This window comes from Cupriavidus sp. OV096, from assembly GCF_900115455.1.
In the GTDB taxonomy this organism is placed as follows: domain Bacteria; phylum Pseudomonadota; class Gammaproteobacteria; order Burkholderiales; family Burkholderiaceae; genus Cupriavidus.
In genome coordinates this window covers 343,403-360,087 of the sequence record NZ_FOWM01000004.1, presented here as the reverse complement: position 1 = coordinate 360,087, position 16,685 = coordinate 343,403, and the positions used below count along the sequence as shown (strand labels likewise).

17 protein-coding genes are annotated in these 16,685 nt (G+C 68.2%); 4 read left to right on the top strand and 13 right to left on the bottom strand.

Translation table 11 applies throughout. The annotated features are described in order from the left end of the window. The first annotated feature begins 52 nt into the window (after positions 1–52). Positions 53–2,512, top strand: coding sequence for a penicillin acylase family protein (locus BM115_RS11830; protein WP_092293897.1), 2,460 nt, complete (start codon positions 53–55; stop codon positions 2,510–2,512). Between the two features lie 47 nt (positions 2,513–2,559). Here BM115_RS11830 and BM115_RS11825 read toward each other — a convergent pair whose 3' ends face one another. Both BM115_RS11825 and BM115_RS11820 read right to left on the bottom strand, forming a co-directional pair. After that, positions 2,560–3,309, bottom strand: coding sequence for a creatininase family protein (locus BM115_RS11825; RefSeq protein ID WP_092293895.1), 750 nt, complete (start codon positions 3,307–3,309; stop codon positions 2,560–2,562). A 20-nt stretch (positions 3,310–3,329) separates the two neighbouring features. After that, complete coding sequence (locus tag BM115_RS11820) at positions 3,330–4,619, bottom strand: MFS transporter (RefSeq protein ID WP_092293893.1); 1,290 nt, start codon at positions 4,617–4,619, stop codon at positions 3,330–3,332. A 141-nt stretch (positions 4,620–4,760) separates the two neighbouring features. Between BM115_RS11820 and BM115_RS11815 the strand changes: the two genes are divergently transcribed. Together BM115_RS11815 and BM115_RS11810 are read left to right on the top strand one after the other, a co-directional pair. Next, positions 4,761–5,690, top strand: a complete 930-nt coding sequence (locus tag BM115_RS11815; RefSeq protein ID WP_092293890.1) for a LysR family transcriptional regulator — start codon at positions 4,761–4,763, stop codon at positions 5,688–5,690. A 96-nt stretch (positions 5,691–5,786) separates the two neighbouring features. Beyond that, positions 5,787–6,239, top strand: a complete 453-nt coding sequence (locus tag BM115_RS11810; RefSeq protein WP_092293888.1) for a DUF2501 domain-containing protein — start codon at positions 5,787–5,789, stop codon at positions 6,237–6,239. A gap of 22 nt (positions 6,240–6,261) precedes the next feature. Here BM115_RS11810 and BM115_RS11805 read toward each other — a convergent pair whose 3' ends face one another. The 8 genes from BM115_RS11805 to BM115_RS11770 form a co-directional block, all read right to left on the bottom strand. Then, positions 6,262–6,672: a VOC family protein gene (locus tag BM115_RS11805; protein ID WP_092293886.1), complete on the bottom strand. Its 411-nt coding sequence runs from the start codon at positions 6,670–6,672 to the stop codon at positions 6,262–6,264. A 36-nt stretch (positions 6,673–6,708) separates the two neighbouring features. After that, entirely contained in the window at positions 6,709–7,158 is a 450-nt protein-coding gene (locus BM115_RS11800; protein ID WP_092293884.1) for a helix-turn-helix transcriptional regulator, read from the bottom strand. Positions 7,159–7,200: 42 nt separating this feature from the next. Continuing rightward, complete coding sequence (locus BM115_RS11795) at positions 7,201–7,689, bottom strand: VOC family protein (protein WP_092293882.1); 489 nt, start codon at positions 7,687–7,689, stop codon at positions 7,201–7,203. Between the two features lie 78 nt (positions 7,690–7,767). Further along, on the bottom strand, positions 7,768–8,859 hold the full coding sequence (locus tag BM115_RS11790; protein WP_092293880.1) for a porin: 1,092 nt from the start codon (positions 8,857–8,859) through the stop codon (positions 7,768–7,770). A gap of 48 nt (positions 8,860–8,907) precedes the next feature. Then, positions 8,908–10,272 (bottom strand): MFS transporter, encoded by a 1,365-nt coding sequence (locus BM115_RS11785; protein WP_092293878.1) that lies wholly within the window; start codon positions 10,270–10,272, stop codon positions 8,908–8,910. Positions 10,273–10,329: 57 nt separating this feature from the next. Then, positions 10,330–11,502: an FAD-dependent monooxygenase gene (locus tag BM115_RS11780; RefSeq protein ID WP_092293876.1), complete on the bottom strand. Its 1,173-nt coding sequence runs from the start codon at positions 11,500–11,502 to the stop codon at positions 10,330–10,332. Positions 11,503–11,516: 14 nt separating this feature from the next. After that, entirely contained in the window at positions 11,517–12,374 is an 858-nt protein-coding gene (locus BM115_RS11775) for a fumarylacetoacetate hydrolase family protein (protein WP_092293874.1), read from the bottom strand. A 38-nt stretch (positions 12,375–12,412) separates the two neighbouring features. Continuing rightward, a complete protein-coding gene (locus tag BM115_RS11770; protein WP_092293872.1) occupies positions 12,413–13,465 on the bottom strand; it encodes a cupin domain-containing protein in 1,053 nt (350 codons plus the stop codon). 133 nt (positions 13,466–13,598) lie between these two features. Between BM115_RS11770 and BM115_RS11765 the strand changes: the two genes are divergently transcribed. Next, positions 13,599–14,078 (top strand): MarR family winged helix-turn-helix transcriptional regulator, encoded by a 480-nt coding sequence (locus BM115_RS11765; protein WP_092293870.1) that lies wholly within the window; start codon positions 13,599–13,601, stop codon positions 14,076–14,078. An 18-nt stretch (positions 14,079–14,096) separates the two neighbouring features. Here BM115_RS11765 and rfbC read toward each other — a convergent pair whose 3' ends face one another. The 3 genes from rfbC to rfbB are packed head-to-tail and all read right to left on the bottom strand — an operon-like array spanning position 14,097 to position 16,684. Further along, a complete protein-coding gene (gene rfbC / locus BM115_RS11760) occupies positions 14,097–14,648 on the bottom strand; it encodes a dTDP-4-dehydrorhamnose 3,5-epimerase (RefSeq protein ID WP_092293868.1) in 552 nt (183 codons plus the stop codon). Positions 14,649–14,694: 46 nt separating this feature from the next. After that, on the bottom strand, positions 14,695–15,630 hold the full coding sequence (gene rfbD / locus BM115_RS11755; protein WP_092293866.1) for a dTDP-4-dehydrorhamnose reductase: 936 nt from the start codon (positions 15,628–15,630) through the stop codon (positions 14,695–14,697). Further along, positions 15,620–16,684 carry a dTDP-glucose 4,6-dehydratase gene (rfbB, locus tag BM115_RS11750; RefSeq protein ID WP_092293864.1) on the bottom strand — a complete coding sequence of 355 codons (1,065 nt, stop codon included), beginning with the start codon at positions 16,682–16,684 and terminating at the stop codon, positions 15,620–15,622. The genes rfbD and rfbB overlap by 11 nt, the downstream gene beginning before the upstream one ends. Between the last annotated feature and the right edge of the window lies 1 nt (position 16,685).

Sequence of the window (16,685 nt, the reverse complement as noted above, 5' to 3'; positions counted from 1 at the left end):
ATTCGTCTATCCTCATGGGTCCTGATTTAACAGGCCCCGAAGAGGAGACACAATGCTTCACCATTCCCGTCCGCTGCGGCGCGCTGCCGTCGCGCTCGCTTGTCTTGCCACGCTCTCCACGACCACCGCCGCCCTCGCCGCCGGCCCCGACCGCTTCGCGGTGCCCGGGCTGGAGAAGCCGGCCAGCATCCTGATCGATAAATGGGGCGTGCCCCACATCTACGCCGGCACGCTCTACGACGCCTTCTACGCGCAGGGCTTCATGGCCGCGCGCGACCGCCTCTGGCAGATCGACCTCTGGCGCAAACGCGGGCTGGGCGAGATGGCCAAGGACTTCGGGCCGGCCTATGTCGAAGGCGACCGCATGGCGCGCGCGGTGCTGTTCCGGGGCGATATGTACCGGGAGTGGCTGGCCTACGGCTCCGACGCCAAGCGCGTGGCCGAGGCTTTCGTGGCCGGCGTGAACGCCTACGTGGCGCAGACGGAAGCCAACCCGGCACTGCTGCCGCCCGAGTTCCGCGTGCTGAACTACAAGCCGGCGCTGTGGCGTGCCGAAGACATCGTGCGGATTCGCCACCACGGCCTGACGCTCAATTTCACGGGCGAGATCGACCGCGCGGCGGTGTTCTGCGAGGGCAAGGCCAACGGGGTGCGCGCCGACTGGGTGCGCCGCGAACTCGATCCGCCGGTCGAGCCGAAGCTGCCCGAGGGGCTGGACCCCTGCGCGCTGCCGGTGGCCGAGCTGAAACAGGCCTACGCGCTGGCCACGGCCGCGCCGCGCTTTCCGAAGGAGTGGTGGACACCGGGCGCCAGCAAGGCTGCGGCCGCAGGGGCCGGGAACGTGCCGGTCGACCAGCTCTATGCGATGGTCGATGCGTCGAGTGACACCGGGCGCAGCCTGGGCTCGAACAACTGGGTCATCGCCGGCAGCCGCACCACCACGGGCCGGCCGATCCTCGCCAATGACCCGCACCGCGCGCACGGCGCCCCGAGCCTGCGCTACATCAGCCACCTGAACGCGCCGGGCCTGTCCGTGATCGGCGCCGGCGAGCCGTTCCTGCCGGGCATCTCGATCGGCCATAACGGCACCATCGCCTTCGGCCTGACCCGGTTCTACATGGACCAGGAAGACCTCTACGTCTACGAGACCAACCCGGGCCAGGCGCGCGAGTATCGCTACAAGGGCCGCTGGGAGCCGATGGAAACCGTCACCGAGCAGATCGCGGTGCGCGGGGAGGCCACACCGCGCACGGTGACCATCGACTACACGCGCCACGGCCCGGTGCTCTACGCCGACGCCAAGACCCAGCGCGCCTGGGTGCTGCGCGCCGCGTGGCTGGACTACGGCATGGCGCCGTATTTCGGGTCGATGGACTACATGCGCGCGCGCAACTGGGACCAGTTCCGTGCGGCGATGAACCGCTGGGGTGCGCCGGGCGAGAATCAGGTCTACGCGGACACCTCGGGCAATATCGGCTGGATTCCGGGCGGGTTGACCGTGAACCGGCCCAACTGGGACGGCCTGACGCCGGTGCCCGGCGATGGCCGCTACGAGTGGGCCGGCTATCGCAACATGGACGAACTGCCGTGGGCGTATAACCCGACGCCGGGCTACGTGGTCACCGCCAACGAGAACAACATCCCGGCCAACCATCCGGCCGCGAAGATCGGCGTGGGCTATGAGTGGAGCGACAGTTCGCGCGCCCAGCGGCTCAAGGCGGTGGTGGGGGCCAAGTCGCGCAGTTCGGTGGCGGACTCGATGGCGTGGCAGAACGACACGGTGTCCCTGCCGGCCCAGCGCGTGGTGGCGCTGCTCAAGCCGCTCAACAGCCCGGACGCGCAGGTCCAGCGCGGGCTGGACCTGCTGCGCAACTGGGACGGCAACGAACGCGCCAACAGCGCGGCGGCGGCGCTGTTCGAGGTCTGGTTCAGCAAGCACCTGCGCACGGCCATCGTGCGCGGGGCGCTGTCGCCGGAGGCGGCCAAGCTGGTGGGCGCGGGCGATGCCACCCGGGTGATCGCGGTGATGGAGCAGCCCGACACCTGGATGACCGTCGAGCGCCGCAACGAGATCATGTTCGCCACACTGAAATCGGCCATGGCCGAGGTGGAGAAGGCGCTCGGGCCGGACCCGGCGGCGTGGCAGTGGGGCAAGCTGCACACCGCCGTGTTCAACCATCCGCTCAACGCCCTTCTCGACCCCGCCCAGCGCCAGCAGTACGACGTGAACGCGGGGCCGATCGGTGGATCGTCGTTCACGCCGATGAACACCAGCTATCGCAACAATGACTTCCAGCTGACCGCCGGGGCCTCGTTCCGGATGGTGCTGGACGTGGGCAACTGGGACGCCTCGCGCGCGGTGAACACGCCGGGGCAGTCGGGCAATCCGGCCAGCCCCCACTACCGCGATCTGGCGCCGCTGTGGGCCAAGGGGGAATACTTCCCGCTGGTCTACACGCGCAAGGCGGTGGAAAAGGCGACCACCGAGCGCGTGGAACTGGTGCCGCGCTGAGCGGCGGGCTGCCCGAGGGGCAACCTCGGGCCAACCTGACGACAACCTCAGGCCGGCGGCCGTTCCTGGCTGAATGCCGCCAGCTCGCGTGCCAGGCTCTGCGCTGCGAGTTCGACCAGCGCGCGGCCCCGTTCGCGCGTGGCCAGCCCCGGGTTGGAGCCCAGCCGGCCGTCAGGGAAGCGGGCGCGGAAGTCCAGCGCATCGCGGATCGGGCCGGACGGGGCGATGGGCGGCGCGTAGTCCGCCGTCTTCACCGACTCCGGGAAGGCCCATTGCGTGATGGCGATCTCGGAGGGCGTGGCGTGCGCGCCATGCCCGGTCGGGAACTGGTCGCGCGCCAGTTCGCCCACGCCTTCCAGATCCCACCAGTTGGCGAGTTTCAGCGCGAAGCCGGCCGGGCGCCGCGCGAAGCTGGCTTCCGCGTACAGCTCCGAGAACGCCGCCTCGATCGAGGCCACATTCCCGCCGTGCCCGTTCAGGAACAGGATCTTCTCGAAACCGTGCAGGGCGAGGGAGCGTACCCAGTCGCCAATCGCGGCGATGAACGTCGACGGGCGCAGCGAGATCGTGCCCGCGAAGGCCAGGTGATGCTGGGCCATGCCGATATTGAAGGTCGGGGCGATCAGGATGTCGGCCGATTTCTCCGCCTCCCGCGCGATGATCTCGGGACACAGCCAGTCGGTGCCCAGCAGGCCGGTCGGGCCGTGCTGCTCGTTGGAGCCGATCGGCACGACGATCGTGCGGCTGCGCTGGAGGAACGATTCGATTTCGGCCCAGGTGGACATGTGCAGTTGCATGGGAATCCTCTTATGGGTGGCTACCGGTGGGCCGGCAGCTTGTTGGTGATGACGATCAGGGCGGCAAGGACAGGCAGCGAAGCCATGACCAGCACGCCGAGGTGCAGGTTGCCGGTGGCGGTCTTCGCCCAGCCGATGATGGCCGGACCCCAGAAGCCGCCGGACAGCCCGATGGTGTTGATCAGCGCGATGCCGCCCGCGGCCGCCGGCCCCTTGAGATAGGCGGGCGGAATCGCCCAGAAGACCGTGTAGGTCATCCACAGCGCCGTGGTGCCCAGCGTCAGCAGCGCCAGCGTCAGGAACAGGTGGCCATCCGCCAGCGTCGAGGCCGCCAGCAGCACGCCGCCGGCCAGCGCGGGCACCGCGCAGTGGAAGCGCCGCTCGTTCTTGCGGTCCGAGCGCCGGCCCATGTAATACATCCCGAAGGCCGCGCCGATATAGGGCACCGCCGCGTACCAGCCGAGCTGCACGGTATCCGTCACGCCCTGCGCCTTGATCAAGGTGGGCAGCCAGAAGCTGATGGCGTAGATCGCCGCGATGATGCAGAAGTAGGCGAAGGCCAGCACATAGATGCGCTTGTCGCGCGCCACGGCCCGGAACGAGTGGCTGTGGGCGGCGCCGACATGGCCGAGATCGGCCTCCAGCATGCGGCGCTCCTGATCGGTCAGCCAGGTGGCCTCGGACGGCTTGTTCGGCACCAGCTTCAGCGCCAGCAGGCCCAGCACCACGCAGGGCAGGCCCTCCACCAGGAACATCCATTGCCAGCCGGCGAGGTTGCCGGCGCCGGCGAGCGAGGTCATCAGCCACGCCGAGGCCGGCGCGCCGAGAATGCCGCCGATCGGCCCGGCCAGGAAGACGATGGCGATGGCCCGCGCCATGCGCTGCGGCCCGTACCAGCACGACAGGTAATAGATCATCCCCGGTGCGAAGCCTGCTTCGAAGATGCCGAGCAGGAAGCGCATGGCGTAGAACATCGGCACATCGCGCACGAACAGCATGCAGGCCGAGGTAATGCCCCACAGCACCAGGATGCGGCTGAAGGTCTTGCGCGCGCCAATGCGCGGCAGCATCAGGTTGCTCGGGATCTCGAACAGCACGTAGCCGATGAAGAAGATGCCCGCGCCCACGCCGTAGGCCGCGTCCGAGAAGCCGAGGTCGCTCTGCATCTGGAGCTTGGCGAAGCCGATATTGACGCGGTCCAGGTAGGCGAACAGGTAGCAGATCAGCAGAAAGGGCAGCAATCGCCAGTTGATCTTGCTGTACAGCGCGGACGTGTCGTCGACTGCACTTTCTTGGGGGATGGCTAGCATTGCTTGTCTCCAGTCTGTCTCTGTTCTCTCTACGGGTGCCCTGCGTGGGGTCTCTCGATAGTGGCAGCGGCGCGCCCACCTACCAACAGCAACAAAGTTCACGTATCGTTGCCCCTCAGGCAACGCAAGGGATACGGCGAGATGCGCGAGATCAATCAGCAGCGGTTGCGGTACTTCCGGGAGGTGATGGCGCACGGGACGATCCGGGGTGCGGCGGAGCACCTCAACACGTCACCGTCGGTTATCACCCGGCAGATCCGGCTGCTGGAGGACGAACTGGGGTCGACGCTGTTCGAGCGCCAGCCGCGCGGGCTGCGGCCCACGGAGGCGGCGGCGCATCTGCTCGAGTTCTGGCGCGGCTATCGCTCGCACCAGGAGAAGCTGGAGGATCAGCTCCACGCCTTGCAGGGGCTCCAGCAGGGCGAGGTGCGGCTGGTCATCAGCGAGGGGTTTGCCGATGCGCTGGTCAACGAGGTGCTGGCGCCGTTCTGCGCGCGCTATCCGAAGCTCGAGATCCACATGGTCAGCCTGCCCGTGGACGACGTGCTGAACGAGGTGGCCGAGAGCCGCGCCCATATCGGCCTGGCCTACAACCCACCGCCGCACCCGCGCGTGGAATACCGCGCCAGCGTGGCCCAGCCGGTGGTGCTGCTGGTGCGGCGCGATCACCCGCTGGCGCTGCGTGGTGGCCCGGCGAGCATCGCCGACATGCAGGCCTACCCGCTGGCGCTGATGCCGCCGTCGTTCGGCATCGGCCATGCGGCCAAGATGCTGGAGTTCGCCGAGAACATCTCGATCCACGCCACGCTGACCACCAACTCGCTGCCGGCGCTCAAGCAGATCGTGGCGTACGAGAACTTCATGACGCTGATCGGCGAGTTCGCGGCCTACCGGGAGATCGCGGCCGGGCAACTGGCCGTGGTGCCCATCGACCATCCGCTGTTCCGGGGCACGCAGGCCCGGGTGCTGGTCAAGGCCGGCCGGCCGCTGCCGGGCGCGGCGCTGGCGCTACTGGCGCAGATCACGGATGGGATGTCGATGTTCCGGGGACATGCGTCGCATGACGCATAAGCCACACGGGATCTCAAAAACGTTCAGATCGGATCCGGCGGACGGCGGCATATAGTGGTGAGGCCACTCCCGGCATGACCGGACAAGGAGTCTCGCATGGCCAAAATTTCCGTCCCCGCTACGCTGCGCCGCGCCGCGTGGCTGACCCTTCCCGCGTGCTGCGTCGCGCTCTCCGCCCTCTCGGGCGTGGCCCACGCGCAGCTCGGCGACATGATGAAGTCGGCCCCCACCGGGGCGATCGGCGACATCAGCGGGATGTCGATGTCATCGCTCACCGCCGGCAGCGCCGGCAACGCCGCCGGGGTGATCGAATATTGCATGAAGAACAACTACCTCAACGCCGACTCGGCAACTTCGGCGGTGAAGGACAAGCTGCTGGGCTCCGTGCCGGGCGGCACCAAGGACGCCGGCTACAGCGACGGCTCGCGCGGCGTGCTTTCCACCAGCAACGGCCGGCAACTCGACCTCAGCAACACGGCCGCCATGAAGGCCGAGGTCAAGAAGCAGGTCTGCGACAAGATCCTCGCGCAGGGCAAGTCGATGCTGTGAGGCGGGGCGGGCCCGCCCGGTCTTACTTCAGCTGCTGGATGCGGATCATGTTGCCGGCCGGGTCGCGCACGCCCAGGTCGCGCACGCCGTAGGGCTGGTCGGTCGGTTCCTGGACGATCTCGGCGTCCCAGTCCTGCAGGCGCTGGAAGGCGGCGTCGAGGTCCGTCGCGCCAAGCAGCAGCATGGCGTAGGTGCCCTTGGCCATCATTTCGGCGATGGTGCGCTTTTCGTCGTCGGTGACGCCCGGCGTGGCGTTGGGCGGAAACAGGACGATCGAGGTCTCGGGTTTGCCCTTCGGGCCGACCGTGATCCAGCGGTTGCCGCCGAAGGCGACGTCCTTGCGGATTTCGAAGTCGAGCGCGTCCCGGTAGAAGGCCAGCGAGGTTTCCGGGTCGGTGTGGGGCAGGAAGGCCGAGTGAATGCTGAGGTCCATGAGGGGTTTCCGTTTCCGTGTTGGGGTCCAGGCAGTCTAGGCCGGCTGCTTTTTCGGCGCTTCTCGATTCCTGATCGGTCGCGTGACCTGCCGGGCGACGCAGGGCGGCATGCCCTCGGTCTCGCCGGCGGCCTCGCGCCGGTAGCGGCTCGGCGAGACCCCGACCAGTTCGGTGAACCGGGTGCTGAAGGTGCCCAGCGATGAACATCCCACCTCGAAGCAGACCTCGGTGACGCTGAGGTCGCCCCGGCGCAGCAGCGCCATCGCGCGTTCGATGCGCCGCGTCATCAGGTAGGCATAGACGGATTCGCCATAGGCCAGCCGGAACTGGCGGCTGAGGTGGCCCGCCGACATGTGGACACCCTGCGCGAGCGCCTCGACGTCCAGCGGCTGGGCATACTCGCGGTCGATGCGATCACGCACGCGGCGCAGGCGGGCGAGGTCCCGGAGAGTGGTATCGGAGGGAATATTGGCGGCGACGGGCATCGGGCCATGCTGCCATGCCCGCCGGGGGGATTCAACCCGGCATCACTTGCCGTCCCCGCGGATGGCCGCCTCGATCTTGGCGATGTCGATCTTCTTCATCGTCATCATCGCGTTAAACGCCCGTTTGGCCAGCGCCTTGTCCGGGCTGGTGACGGCCTCGACCAGCACGCGCGGCGAGATCTGCCACGACAGGCCCCATTTGTCCTTGCACCAGCCACAGGCGCTCTCCTGCCCGCCATTGCCGACGATGGCGTTCCACAGGCGGTCGGTTTCGGCCTGGTCGTCCGTGGCGATCTGGAAGGAGAAGGACTCGTTGTGCTGGAAGTGCGGGCCGCCGTTCAGGCCGACGCAGGGAATGCCGGCGACGGTGAACTCGACGGTGAGCACATCGCCCTCCTTGCCGTCCGGATAGTCGCCCGGCGAGCGGTGGACGGCGCCCACCGCGCTGTCGGGGAAGGTCTTGGCATAGAAATTGGCGGCATCGAGCGCGTCGCGGTTGTACCACAGGCAAATGGTGTTCTTGCTGCTCATGCGGGTCTCCTGAAGTTGGACCAACACTTCGGGTCGCGCCGCAGGACAGGCGAAGTTGGCCACGTCCTATTCTATGCGTCAAAAGACCGTCTTCATCCCCAGCATGGCGCCGAGCTGGTTGCCTCCCGGGGTGGGATTGGCGCCCACCGCCGCTGAACTGACGGAGTAGTTCAGTGTGCCGCGGTTATCGATATAGCCGACCGTGCCGTAGACCATGGTGCGCTTGGAGAAGGCGTAGTTGGCGCGCGCCGCGAACAGCCAGGCCTTGTTGCTGCTGTCGTGAAAGCGCAGGTGGAACGCCTCGGCGTCCACGCTGAAGGCTGGCGTGACGGGATAGGACAGGCCGCCGAAGTACAGGTCGCTGCGCGGCGTGATGCTAGCGCGGTTGTCGCGACGGATCCAGCCGGCGCCGACCTTCGCCTTGCCGATCATGGCGTAGCCGTTCACCGTCAGCCGGTCGTCATGCAGCGCGCTGCTGGTCAGGCCGGCGAACGCGCCGGGCCCGCCGCGCAGGGAATCGTAAGTCACATTGGCGCTCCACCGGGCAGTTTCGTAGCGCAGCATCGCCGACCATTCGCGGCACTGCCGGCTGTCGGCCGGGTTCTCGCCCGCGCAGTTGGTGCCGGACGGGCTCGGGCCGGCGTTGACGCTGTCGCGGCCAACGCTGTATGTGCCGCCGACCGTGAAGCCGCCGAACGTGCCCTTGTAACCCACAGCGTTGTCGGTGCGGGCGTTGGGGATGTAGCTGTCTAGCGAGCCCGAGCTAAAGGTGTTGGGGCCGAGGATGTCGGAGTCGAGGGTCGACCAGAACAGCATCGTGTACTGGCGGCCGAGCGAGAGCTGGCCCCACTGCCCCGATAGCCCGACCCATGCCTGTCGGCCAAACAGCCGGCCGCCCTGGTTGCTGACGCCACTGTCGGGCGCGAAGCCGGACTCGAGCACGAACTGCGACTTCAGCCCGCCGCCGAGGTCCTCCGTGCCGCGCAGGCCCCAGCGGGACGGCACCGTGCCGGACAGGTTGGGCATCCGCACGACGTTGTCGTGCGCACTGCCGATGCGGTTGACGAACTCGACGCCGGTATCGACGACGCCGTACAGCATGACCGATTGCGCGCAGATTGCGGACGAGGCGAGCGCGAGCGCGCCTGCCATGGCGGCATGACGAAACATGGATATCTCCCGGATTGTTGTTATGGGGTACGACTGAGGTGCTACGGATCAGCGGGCCGACGAGGGCATCGAAGGCGTGGCGCGCCGCGCGGCGCGGGCCTCGCCAGCCAGTGCCGCGGCGAACAGCACACCCGCCAGCAGCATTGGCGCGGCCAGCGCGGCCGAGTACGCCGTGCGCGACCAGCCGGCAGCGATCAGCAGGCCCGCCAGATACGGGCCGAGGGTGCCGCCGAGCCGGCCGAAGCCCAGTGCCAGGCCCGTGCCGGTGGCGCGGACTTCGGGCGGGAACACGCGTGGGGCCAGCGCATAGAGGCAGACCACGGCGCCGTTCATGAAGAAGCCGATCAGCGCGGCCATGGCGATCAGGTTGGCCGTGCTGGGCGGGATCCGCGTGAAGACCACCACACAGGCAAAGCACAGGCTGAAATAGGCAATCGCCATGCGTTTGAGGCCGTAGCGGGCGGTCAGCCAGCCCAGCGCCACGCCGCCGACCACGCCCGAGAGGTTCATCACCACCGAGCCCGAGATGCCGCTCTCCACGGTGAGCCCCATGTCGACCAGCATCTTGGGCGTCCAGCTCAACAGGAAGTAGAACGTCAGCATCACCAGCATGAAGGCGGCCGAGGCGATGACCGTGCTGCGGCGTTGCGTGCCGCGCAGCAACTCGCCGAAGCCACGCTGCGCTGCCGCCGCGCGCTGGGGCGGCAGGGCGTCCAGCGCGGCCTGCCCGAGCCGGCCCAGGATGCGGTTGATCCTGTCCAGCGCCCCGGCCGGGCGGCGCGCCGCCAGGAAATCGAGCGACTCGGGCAGCATGGCCAGCGCCACCGGGAACATGGCGATCGACAGCACGCCGCCCGCGAGGAAGACCGAGCGCCAGCCGTGATGGGTGACGAGGTACACCGAGGCCAGGCCGCCCAGCGTGGCCCCCACCGAGTAGCCCACCGTCATCATGCTGATGTTGAGGTCGCGCCGCCGTGCCGACGAGTACTCGGCAACCAGCGTGTTGATGCTCGGGAGCACCCCGCCGATGCCCAGCCCCGTGACGAAGCGCAGCAGGCCCAACTGGGTCACGTCTTGGGCGAACGCCGAGGCGATCATGCCCAGGCTGAGCAGCACCAGACAGGCGAGCACCGTGGGACGTCGTCCGGCCCGGTCGGCCACCGGCGCGATGGTCAGCGAGCCGATGGCCATGCCGGCGAGGCTCGCGCTGAACAGCACGCCGAGTTCGGTCGGCTTGAGGCCCCAGTCGCGGGCAATGGACGGCGCGGTCAGCGCCAGCGCCAGCACGTCGAAGCCATCGAGCATGTTGATGGCCACGCAGATCGCCACGGCAGCGATCTGGAACCACGACATGTCGCGATCGAGAATCAAGGCATCCAGTCTGGACGCACCTTGGGCGGTATGGGTTTGCATGGTTTGTCTCCCGTTATATTGCGTCGGCCTGTCTGGGCAGGCCGTTCGTTGCCACGCCTAGGCGGCGTAGAGCCAGTTCACCGGTGTGTAGTCGTCGGCCTGCCGGCCGGCCAGCAGCGTATTGCGCACGGCGGCGCCCACGCGTTCCATGTGGATGATGTCGCCGAAGATCCGCGCCGTATGCTGGACCCGCGCGGTGCGGGCGCGGCGCACGCCGGCATAGGTGTCGAGCGCGGCAGGGGTGTCGCCTGCATGCGTGGCGAACGCATCCGCCAGCGCGCAGGCATCTTCCAACGCCTGCGCGGCGCCCTGGGCGAGGTATTGCAGCATCGGATGGGCGGCGTCCCCGAGCAGCGCGATGCGGCCACGGGTCCATTGCTGGGTCGGCGCGCGGTCAAAGAGCGGCCAGCGACGATTGGTAGCGATCATGGTCAGCGCGTCCTTCACCTCGGTGCAGGCGTCCGCGAAGCGGGCGGACATCTCGTCCTGCGTGCCCCAGTCGTCGTGGTCCGGGCTGTAGCGGTCGCTGCGGAAGACGGCCACCTGGTTGTACAGCTCGCCGCGTCGCACCGGGTACTGGACCAGATGCATGTCCGGGCCGGTCCACATCATCACGTTGTCGCTGCCGGCGTGGGAGGACATGCGCGCCACCGGGATCGTGCCGCGATAGGCCACGTAGTGGGAGCAGACCGGCTCCCCCGGGCCGGCCAGCATGCCGCGCACGGCGGAGCGCAAGCCATCTGCGCCGATCAGCAGGCCGCAGCGGTAGACCGAGCCGTCGGTGCAGCGTGCCTCCGCCATGTCGCCATGGTCGGCCACTTCCACCACATGCCGGCTCGTTTCCAGCGAGATTCGCGCATGCGCGCGGCAGGCGTTGAGCAGCGCGTCCAGCAGATCGCTGCGATGCATGACGATGTACGGGTAGCCGTAGCGCGACTGGAACGGCTCGCCCAGATCCATGGCGGTCACCTGGGTGCCGCTCAGGGCGTCCATCCAGACCAGCCGCTGCGGGAAGACCGCTGTCTTGCGCACGTTGTCCAGCACGCCCAGCCGGTCCAGCGCGCGCGAGGCGTTGGGCGCAAGCTGAAGCCCCGCGCCGACTTCGGCGAACGCATCGGCCCGCTCGATCACGTGGACCTGCTGGCCCTGCCGGGCCAGGGCCAGCGCGGCGGCCAGTCCGCCAATGCCACCGCCCACGACCAATGTGGAAACTGTCTTGATATCGCTCATCACTATTCCTGTCTTCAGCCGGCGCGCACGCGCACGTCCATCTGGCCGACCTTGTCGATGCGCGCGCTAATCACGTCGCCCGGCACCACGGGGCCCACGCCGTCCGGGGTGCCGGTGAAGAGCACGTCGCCCGGCAGCAGCGTGTAGTAGCTGGAGGCCCAGGAAATCAGCTGCGGAATGCCGATGACGAGGTCGCGCGTATTGGCGCGCTGGCGGAGTTCGCCATTCACGTGCAGTTCGATATCGAGGCTGGCCGGGTCGGGTACCTCGTCGGCGGTGGTCAGCCATGGGCCGAGCACCGAGTACGTGTCGATCGACTTGCGCAGCGAGCGCTCCTCGGGGCCGCGCACGGTCATGTCCAGGCCGATGGCGTAGCCGGCCACGTAGTCGAGCGCCGATGCCACCGGCACGCGATCCGCCGTCTTGCCGATGACGACCGCCAGTTCCAGTTCATGGTCGTTGCGGCGGTCCAGGTGGCGCAGCGCCACGCCGTCGCCGGGGCCCACCAGCGAGCTGCTGGCCTTGAGGAAGAGGCCGACTTCCTCGATGCGCTTGAGGTGATGGGCGTGGAAGGTGGCCGGGTCGCCCTGCGCCTCCGCCATGTGCTTGAGGTAGTTGACCGGCGCGGCGGGCAACTTGCTGGCGTAGCTGACCGGGCTGTTCAGTGTGACGGCGGCCAGCGGCAGGCGCTTCGCGCTGGGCGCCAGGTCGCGTGCCACCTGCATGACCTGGGGCAGCGCCGCGATCAGCGGATCGCCCTGCGGTACGGGCCAGCGGTGGGTGGGCAGCACTTCGAGGGCGGCACTGATGTCGAGGATCTCGTCGCCCTGGACGAGGCCGAGCTTGTCATGGTTGAAGCGGCAGATGCGCATGGTGACTCCGATAATTCCAATACTTGGATGGGTACGGCTCAGGCGAACTTCCGTTCCTGGAAGAAGCCGAGCTTGCGATGCAGGGGTTCGTCGTCGATCCGCAGCAGGAAGCTCGGACCGCTGTGGATGCCGGCGCGATGGGCCAGGTCAGCGAACGCCGGCGCGGTGAAGGTGTCGCCGGCGCTCCACGAGAACGACTTGCCGTCCACGGTGGTTTCGCCGTCGCCTTCGATCACATGGAACACGGCGCCGGGCGAGCGCGGCACCGGCGATAGCGTGCGGCCGGCGGGCAGCTGCATCGCGGTAAAGCCCATGATCGGCAGGCAACTGTCACCCGTTTCCGGATTGACATAGGCGACTTCGATGGGCGCGCCCGCCGGCGCATGGCGGGCGAGGTCAAGCAGCGCGGCCCGCGTGCGTTGCCAAGGAAAGCGCAGCATCGGATAGGGATTCGGCCGGCGCAGCGCGGCGGGCACGGCCAGGCCATCGCGTAGCAGGCGGCTCTGGAGCGACGCCAGGGCGTCCCCGACGTTGCAGCCCGGCGTGGCGGCCTCCGCGTAGGAGGCTTCCACGGCGGTGAAAACCGGCAGGTCGAGCACATCGAGCCACGTGAAGGGTCCGGTGCCGTGATGACCGTGGTCATGCCACTGGCCGGATGGCGTGAGGATGACGTCGCCGCGCTCCATCTCGCAACGCTGGCCATTCACGACAGTGAAGCCGCCGTTGCCTTCGATCACGACGCGCGCGGCGCTAGGTGAGTGCCGGTGGGTCGGCGCCGTCTCGCCGGGCAGGATCAACTGGATGCCGGCATAGATGCCGCCGGTCGCCTGCATGGCGGTGGGCCCCCGGCCGGGATCGCTCAGCACCAGCACGCGCCGTTCGGCCTTCTCCACCGGCACCTGCTCACCAGCCTGCAGCAGCAAGGGGCGGATGTCCCGGTAACGCCAGTGGTTGGCCCGGGTCAGCCCCGCCGGCCGGCCGTGCGGGAGCGCGCCGGAGAGATGCTCCCAGAGCGGCGTCAGGCCCGCACTGGCCAACTGGTTTCGATAAGTGGCCGAAAGGGCGGCCGAAAGCGCCGTTGTCTCATGCATGTCCAGATCCTCGGTGTTGGGGGCTGTCACCGCCCGTCAATCAATCACCGATATGATAGTCACAATTATGACGATCAGTACTGGGGTTAACCTGAGGTACCATGTGGCTCGATTCAAACCGCCCGCGCACGCCATGACAGCCCACGACCTCGAAGCGATCCTGTACAACAAGCCGGGGCATCTGATCCGGCGGCTGCAGCAGATCGCGACCACGGTATTTCTCGAGGAAACAGCGGATTACGACACCACCCCGGTGCAGTACGGTGCCCTGGCGGCTATCCGCGCCCATCCGGGCATCGACCAGCTTCGCGTGGCACAGGCGATCGGCTTCGACCGGAACACAATTTCAGGCGTGGTGGAACGGCTGGAGATCAAGGGGCTGATATCGCGCTCGACCGGTACGGACCGCCGCACCAAGCTGCTCTACCTGACGGCGGAGGGCGAGGCGCTGCTGGACCAGATGTACCCGGCCACGGAACGCGCGCAGGAGCGCATGCTGACCGGCCTGAACAAGACCGAACAGCAGGCGTTCATCAAGATGCTGAAGCGGCTGGTCGATGCGAACAACGAAGTCAGCCGCGTGCCGGTCTCGGCGCCGGGCCGACGCGACTGACCGCCACGGGGCGCAGCCCTAGGCAAAAACCTCCGCCTCCCGCAGCGCCTTGCCGCCCGCGTCCTTCGCCGCGAGCAATGGCTCGCCCTGGAGCGGCCAGTCGATGTGGAGCGTGCTGTCGCGCCAGAGCAGGGAGCGCTCGTGCTCGGGGTACCAGGTGTCCGTGGTCTTGTAGAGGAACTCGGCATAGTCCGAGGTGACCACGAAGCCGTGCGCGAAGCCTTCGGGCACCCAGAGCTGGCGCTTGTTGGTGGCCGAGAGCGTCACGCCCACCCACTTGCCGAAGGTGGGCGAGCTGCGGCGCAGGTCCACCGCCACATCGAATACCTCCCCCATCACCACGCGTACCAGCTTGCCCTGCGGATGGCGCACCTGGTAGTGCAGCCCCCGCAGGACGTTGCGTGCCGAGCGCGAATGGTTGTCCTGGACGAAGTTGGTCTTCACCCCGGTCAGGGCCTCGAACTCGGGGCCGTTGAAGCTCTCGTAGAAGAAACCGCGATCGTCGCCGAACACTTTTGGTTCGATGACCAGCACGTCGGGAATATCGGTTCGGGTCACGTTCATGGTCATGGGGGGCTCCAGGCTGACAGGCGGAAAGGCTCACAGGCGGAAAGGCTTACGGGCGCAGTTGGTCCAGCAGCAGGTGCAGCCCGTCCTGCCAGTCGGGCAGGTGGATGCCGAACGTGCGGCGCAGCTTGCTGGTATCGAGGCGCGAATTTGCCGGGCGCGGCGCCGGCAGCGGATAGTCGGTGGCGGGAATGGGGGCGATGCGCGCCGGGTCCGCCTTCAGCGGGAAGCCATGCGCGGCGGCGTAGCGGATCACTTCCGTGGCGTAGCCGTGCCAGCTGGTTTCCCCGGCGGCGGCCAGATGGTAGATGCCGGCCGGGAACGCCGCGCGGTTGCCGGCCAGCCAGTGGCGGGCCACGACCTGAGCGGTGACATCGGCGACGAGCGCGGCGGTGGTCGGGGCGCCGAACTGGTCCGCCACCACGCGCAGGCTGTCGCGCTCGGCGCCGAGCCGCAGCATGGTGCGGGCGAAATTGGCGCCATGCGCACCGGCCACCCAGCAGGTCCGCAGGATCAGCGCCGGCGCGTCCACGGCAGCGATGGCCTGCTCCCCGGCGAGCTTGCTCCGGCCGTAGACCGACAGCGGGCCGGTCGGGTCGCTCTCTATATAGTAAGCACTGGCTTTTGCCCCATCGAACACATAGTCGGTCGAGTAGTGCACCAGCAGGCTGCCGTGCGCGCGGGCCGCTTCCGCCAGCACGCCGACGGCCTTGCCGTTGATCAGGAAGGCGGTGTCGCGCTCGGTCTCCGCCTCCGCCCGGTCCACGGCGGTGTAGGCGGCGGCGTTGACGATCACGTCGGGGCGGACTTCGCGCACCACGCGCCGGAGTTGGTCGAGGTCCGACAGGTCGCAGCCGGCGCGGTCCAGCGCCACCACGCGGCCCAGCGGCGCCAGGCTGCGGCGCAGCTCGAAGCCGACCTGGCCGTTGCTGCCGGTGACCAGCAGGGTGGGGATCTCCCGATCATTGGGGGCGTCAGGCGGCATATTGCCTCGCCACCCAGTTGCGGTACTCGCCAGAGGTCACGTCCTTGACCCAGCCGGGGTTGTCCAGATACCACTGCACGGTCTTGCGCAGGCCGGTCTCGAAGGTCTCGGCGGGCCGCCAGCCCAGTTCGCGCTCCAGCTTGCGGGCGTCGATGGCGTAGCGGCGGTCGTGGCCGGGGCGGTCGCCGATAAAGGTGATCTGCTGGCGGTAGGAGCCGCTCGCCTTCGGGCGCAGCGCGTCGAGCAGGTCGCAGAGCGTGTGCACCACGTCCAGGTTGGTCTTCTCGTTCCAGCCGCCGATGTTGTAGGTCTCGCCGACCTTGCCGCGCGCCAGTACCGTGCGGATGGCGGTGCAGTGGTCACCCACGTAGAGCCAGTCGCGCACGTTGAGGCCGTCGCCGTAGACCGGCAGCGCCTTGCCGGACAGCGCGTTGGTGATCATCAGCGGGATCAGCTTCTCGGGGAAGTGGTAGGGGCCGTAGTTGTTCGAGCAGTTGGTGGTCAGCACCGGCAGCCCGTAGGTGTGGTGGTAGGACCGGACGAGGTGGTCCGACGCCGCCTTGGAGGCCGAGTAGGGGCTATTGGGCTGGTAGGCCGTGGTCTCCGAGAACGGCGGGTCTTCGGCGCCGAGCGAGCCGAACACCTCGTCGGTGGAGACGTGCAGGAAGCGGAAGTGGTCGGCATCGGCCGCATTCAGGCGCCCCCAATAGGCCCGGGCGGCTTCCAGCAGCGTGAAGGTGCCGACCACATTGGTCTGGATGAAGGCGCCCGGGTCGGCGATGGAGCGGTCCACGTGGCTCTCCGCCGCGAAGTGCACCACGGCCTGGGGCCGGTGGGTGGCCAGCAGCGCGTCCAGCGCGGCCCGGTCGCAGATATCGGTCTGGGAGAAGACGTGGCGGGGCTGTCCTTCCACGGCGGCCAGGCTGCGGCGGTTGCCCGCGTAGGTCAGCTTGTCCACATTGATGATGCGGTCGGCGTGGTGCCGGCGCAGCCAGTCGAGCACGAAATTGCTGCCGATGAAGCCGGCGCCGCCGGTAACGAGGAGGGTTGCCATC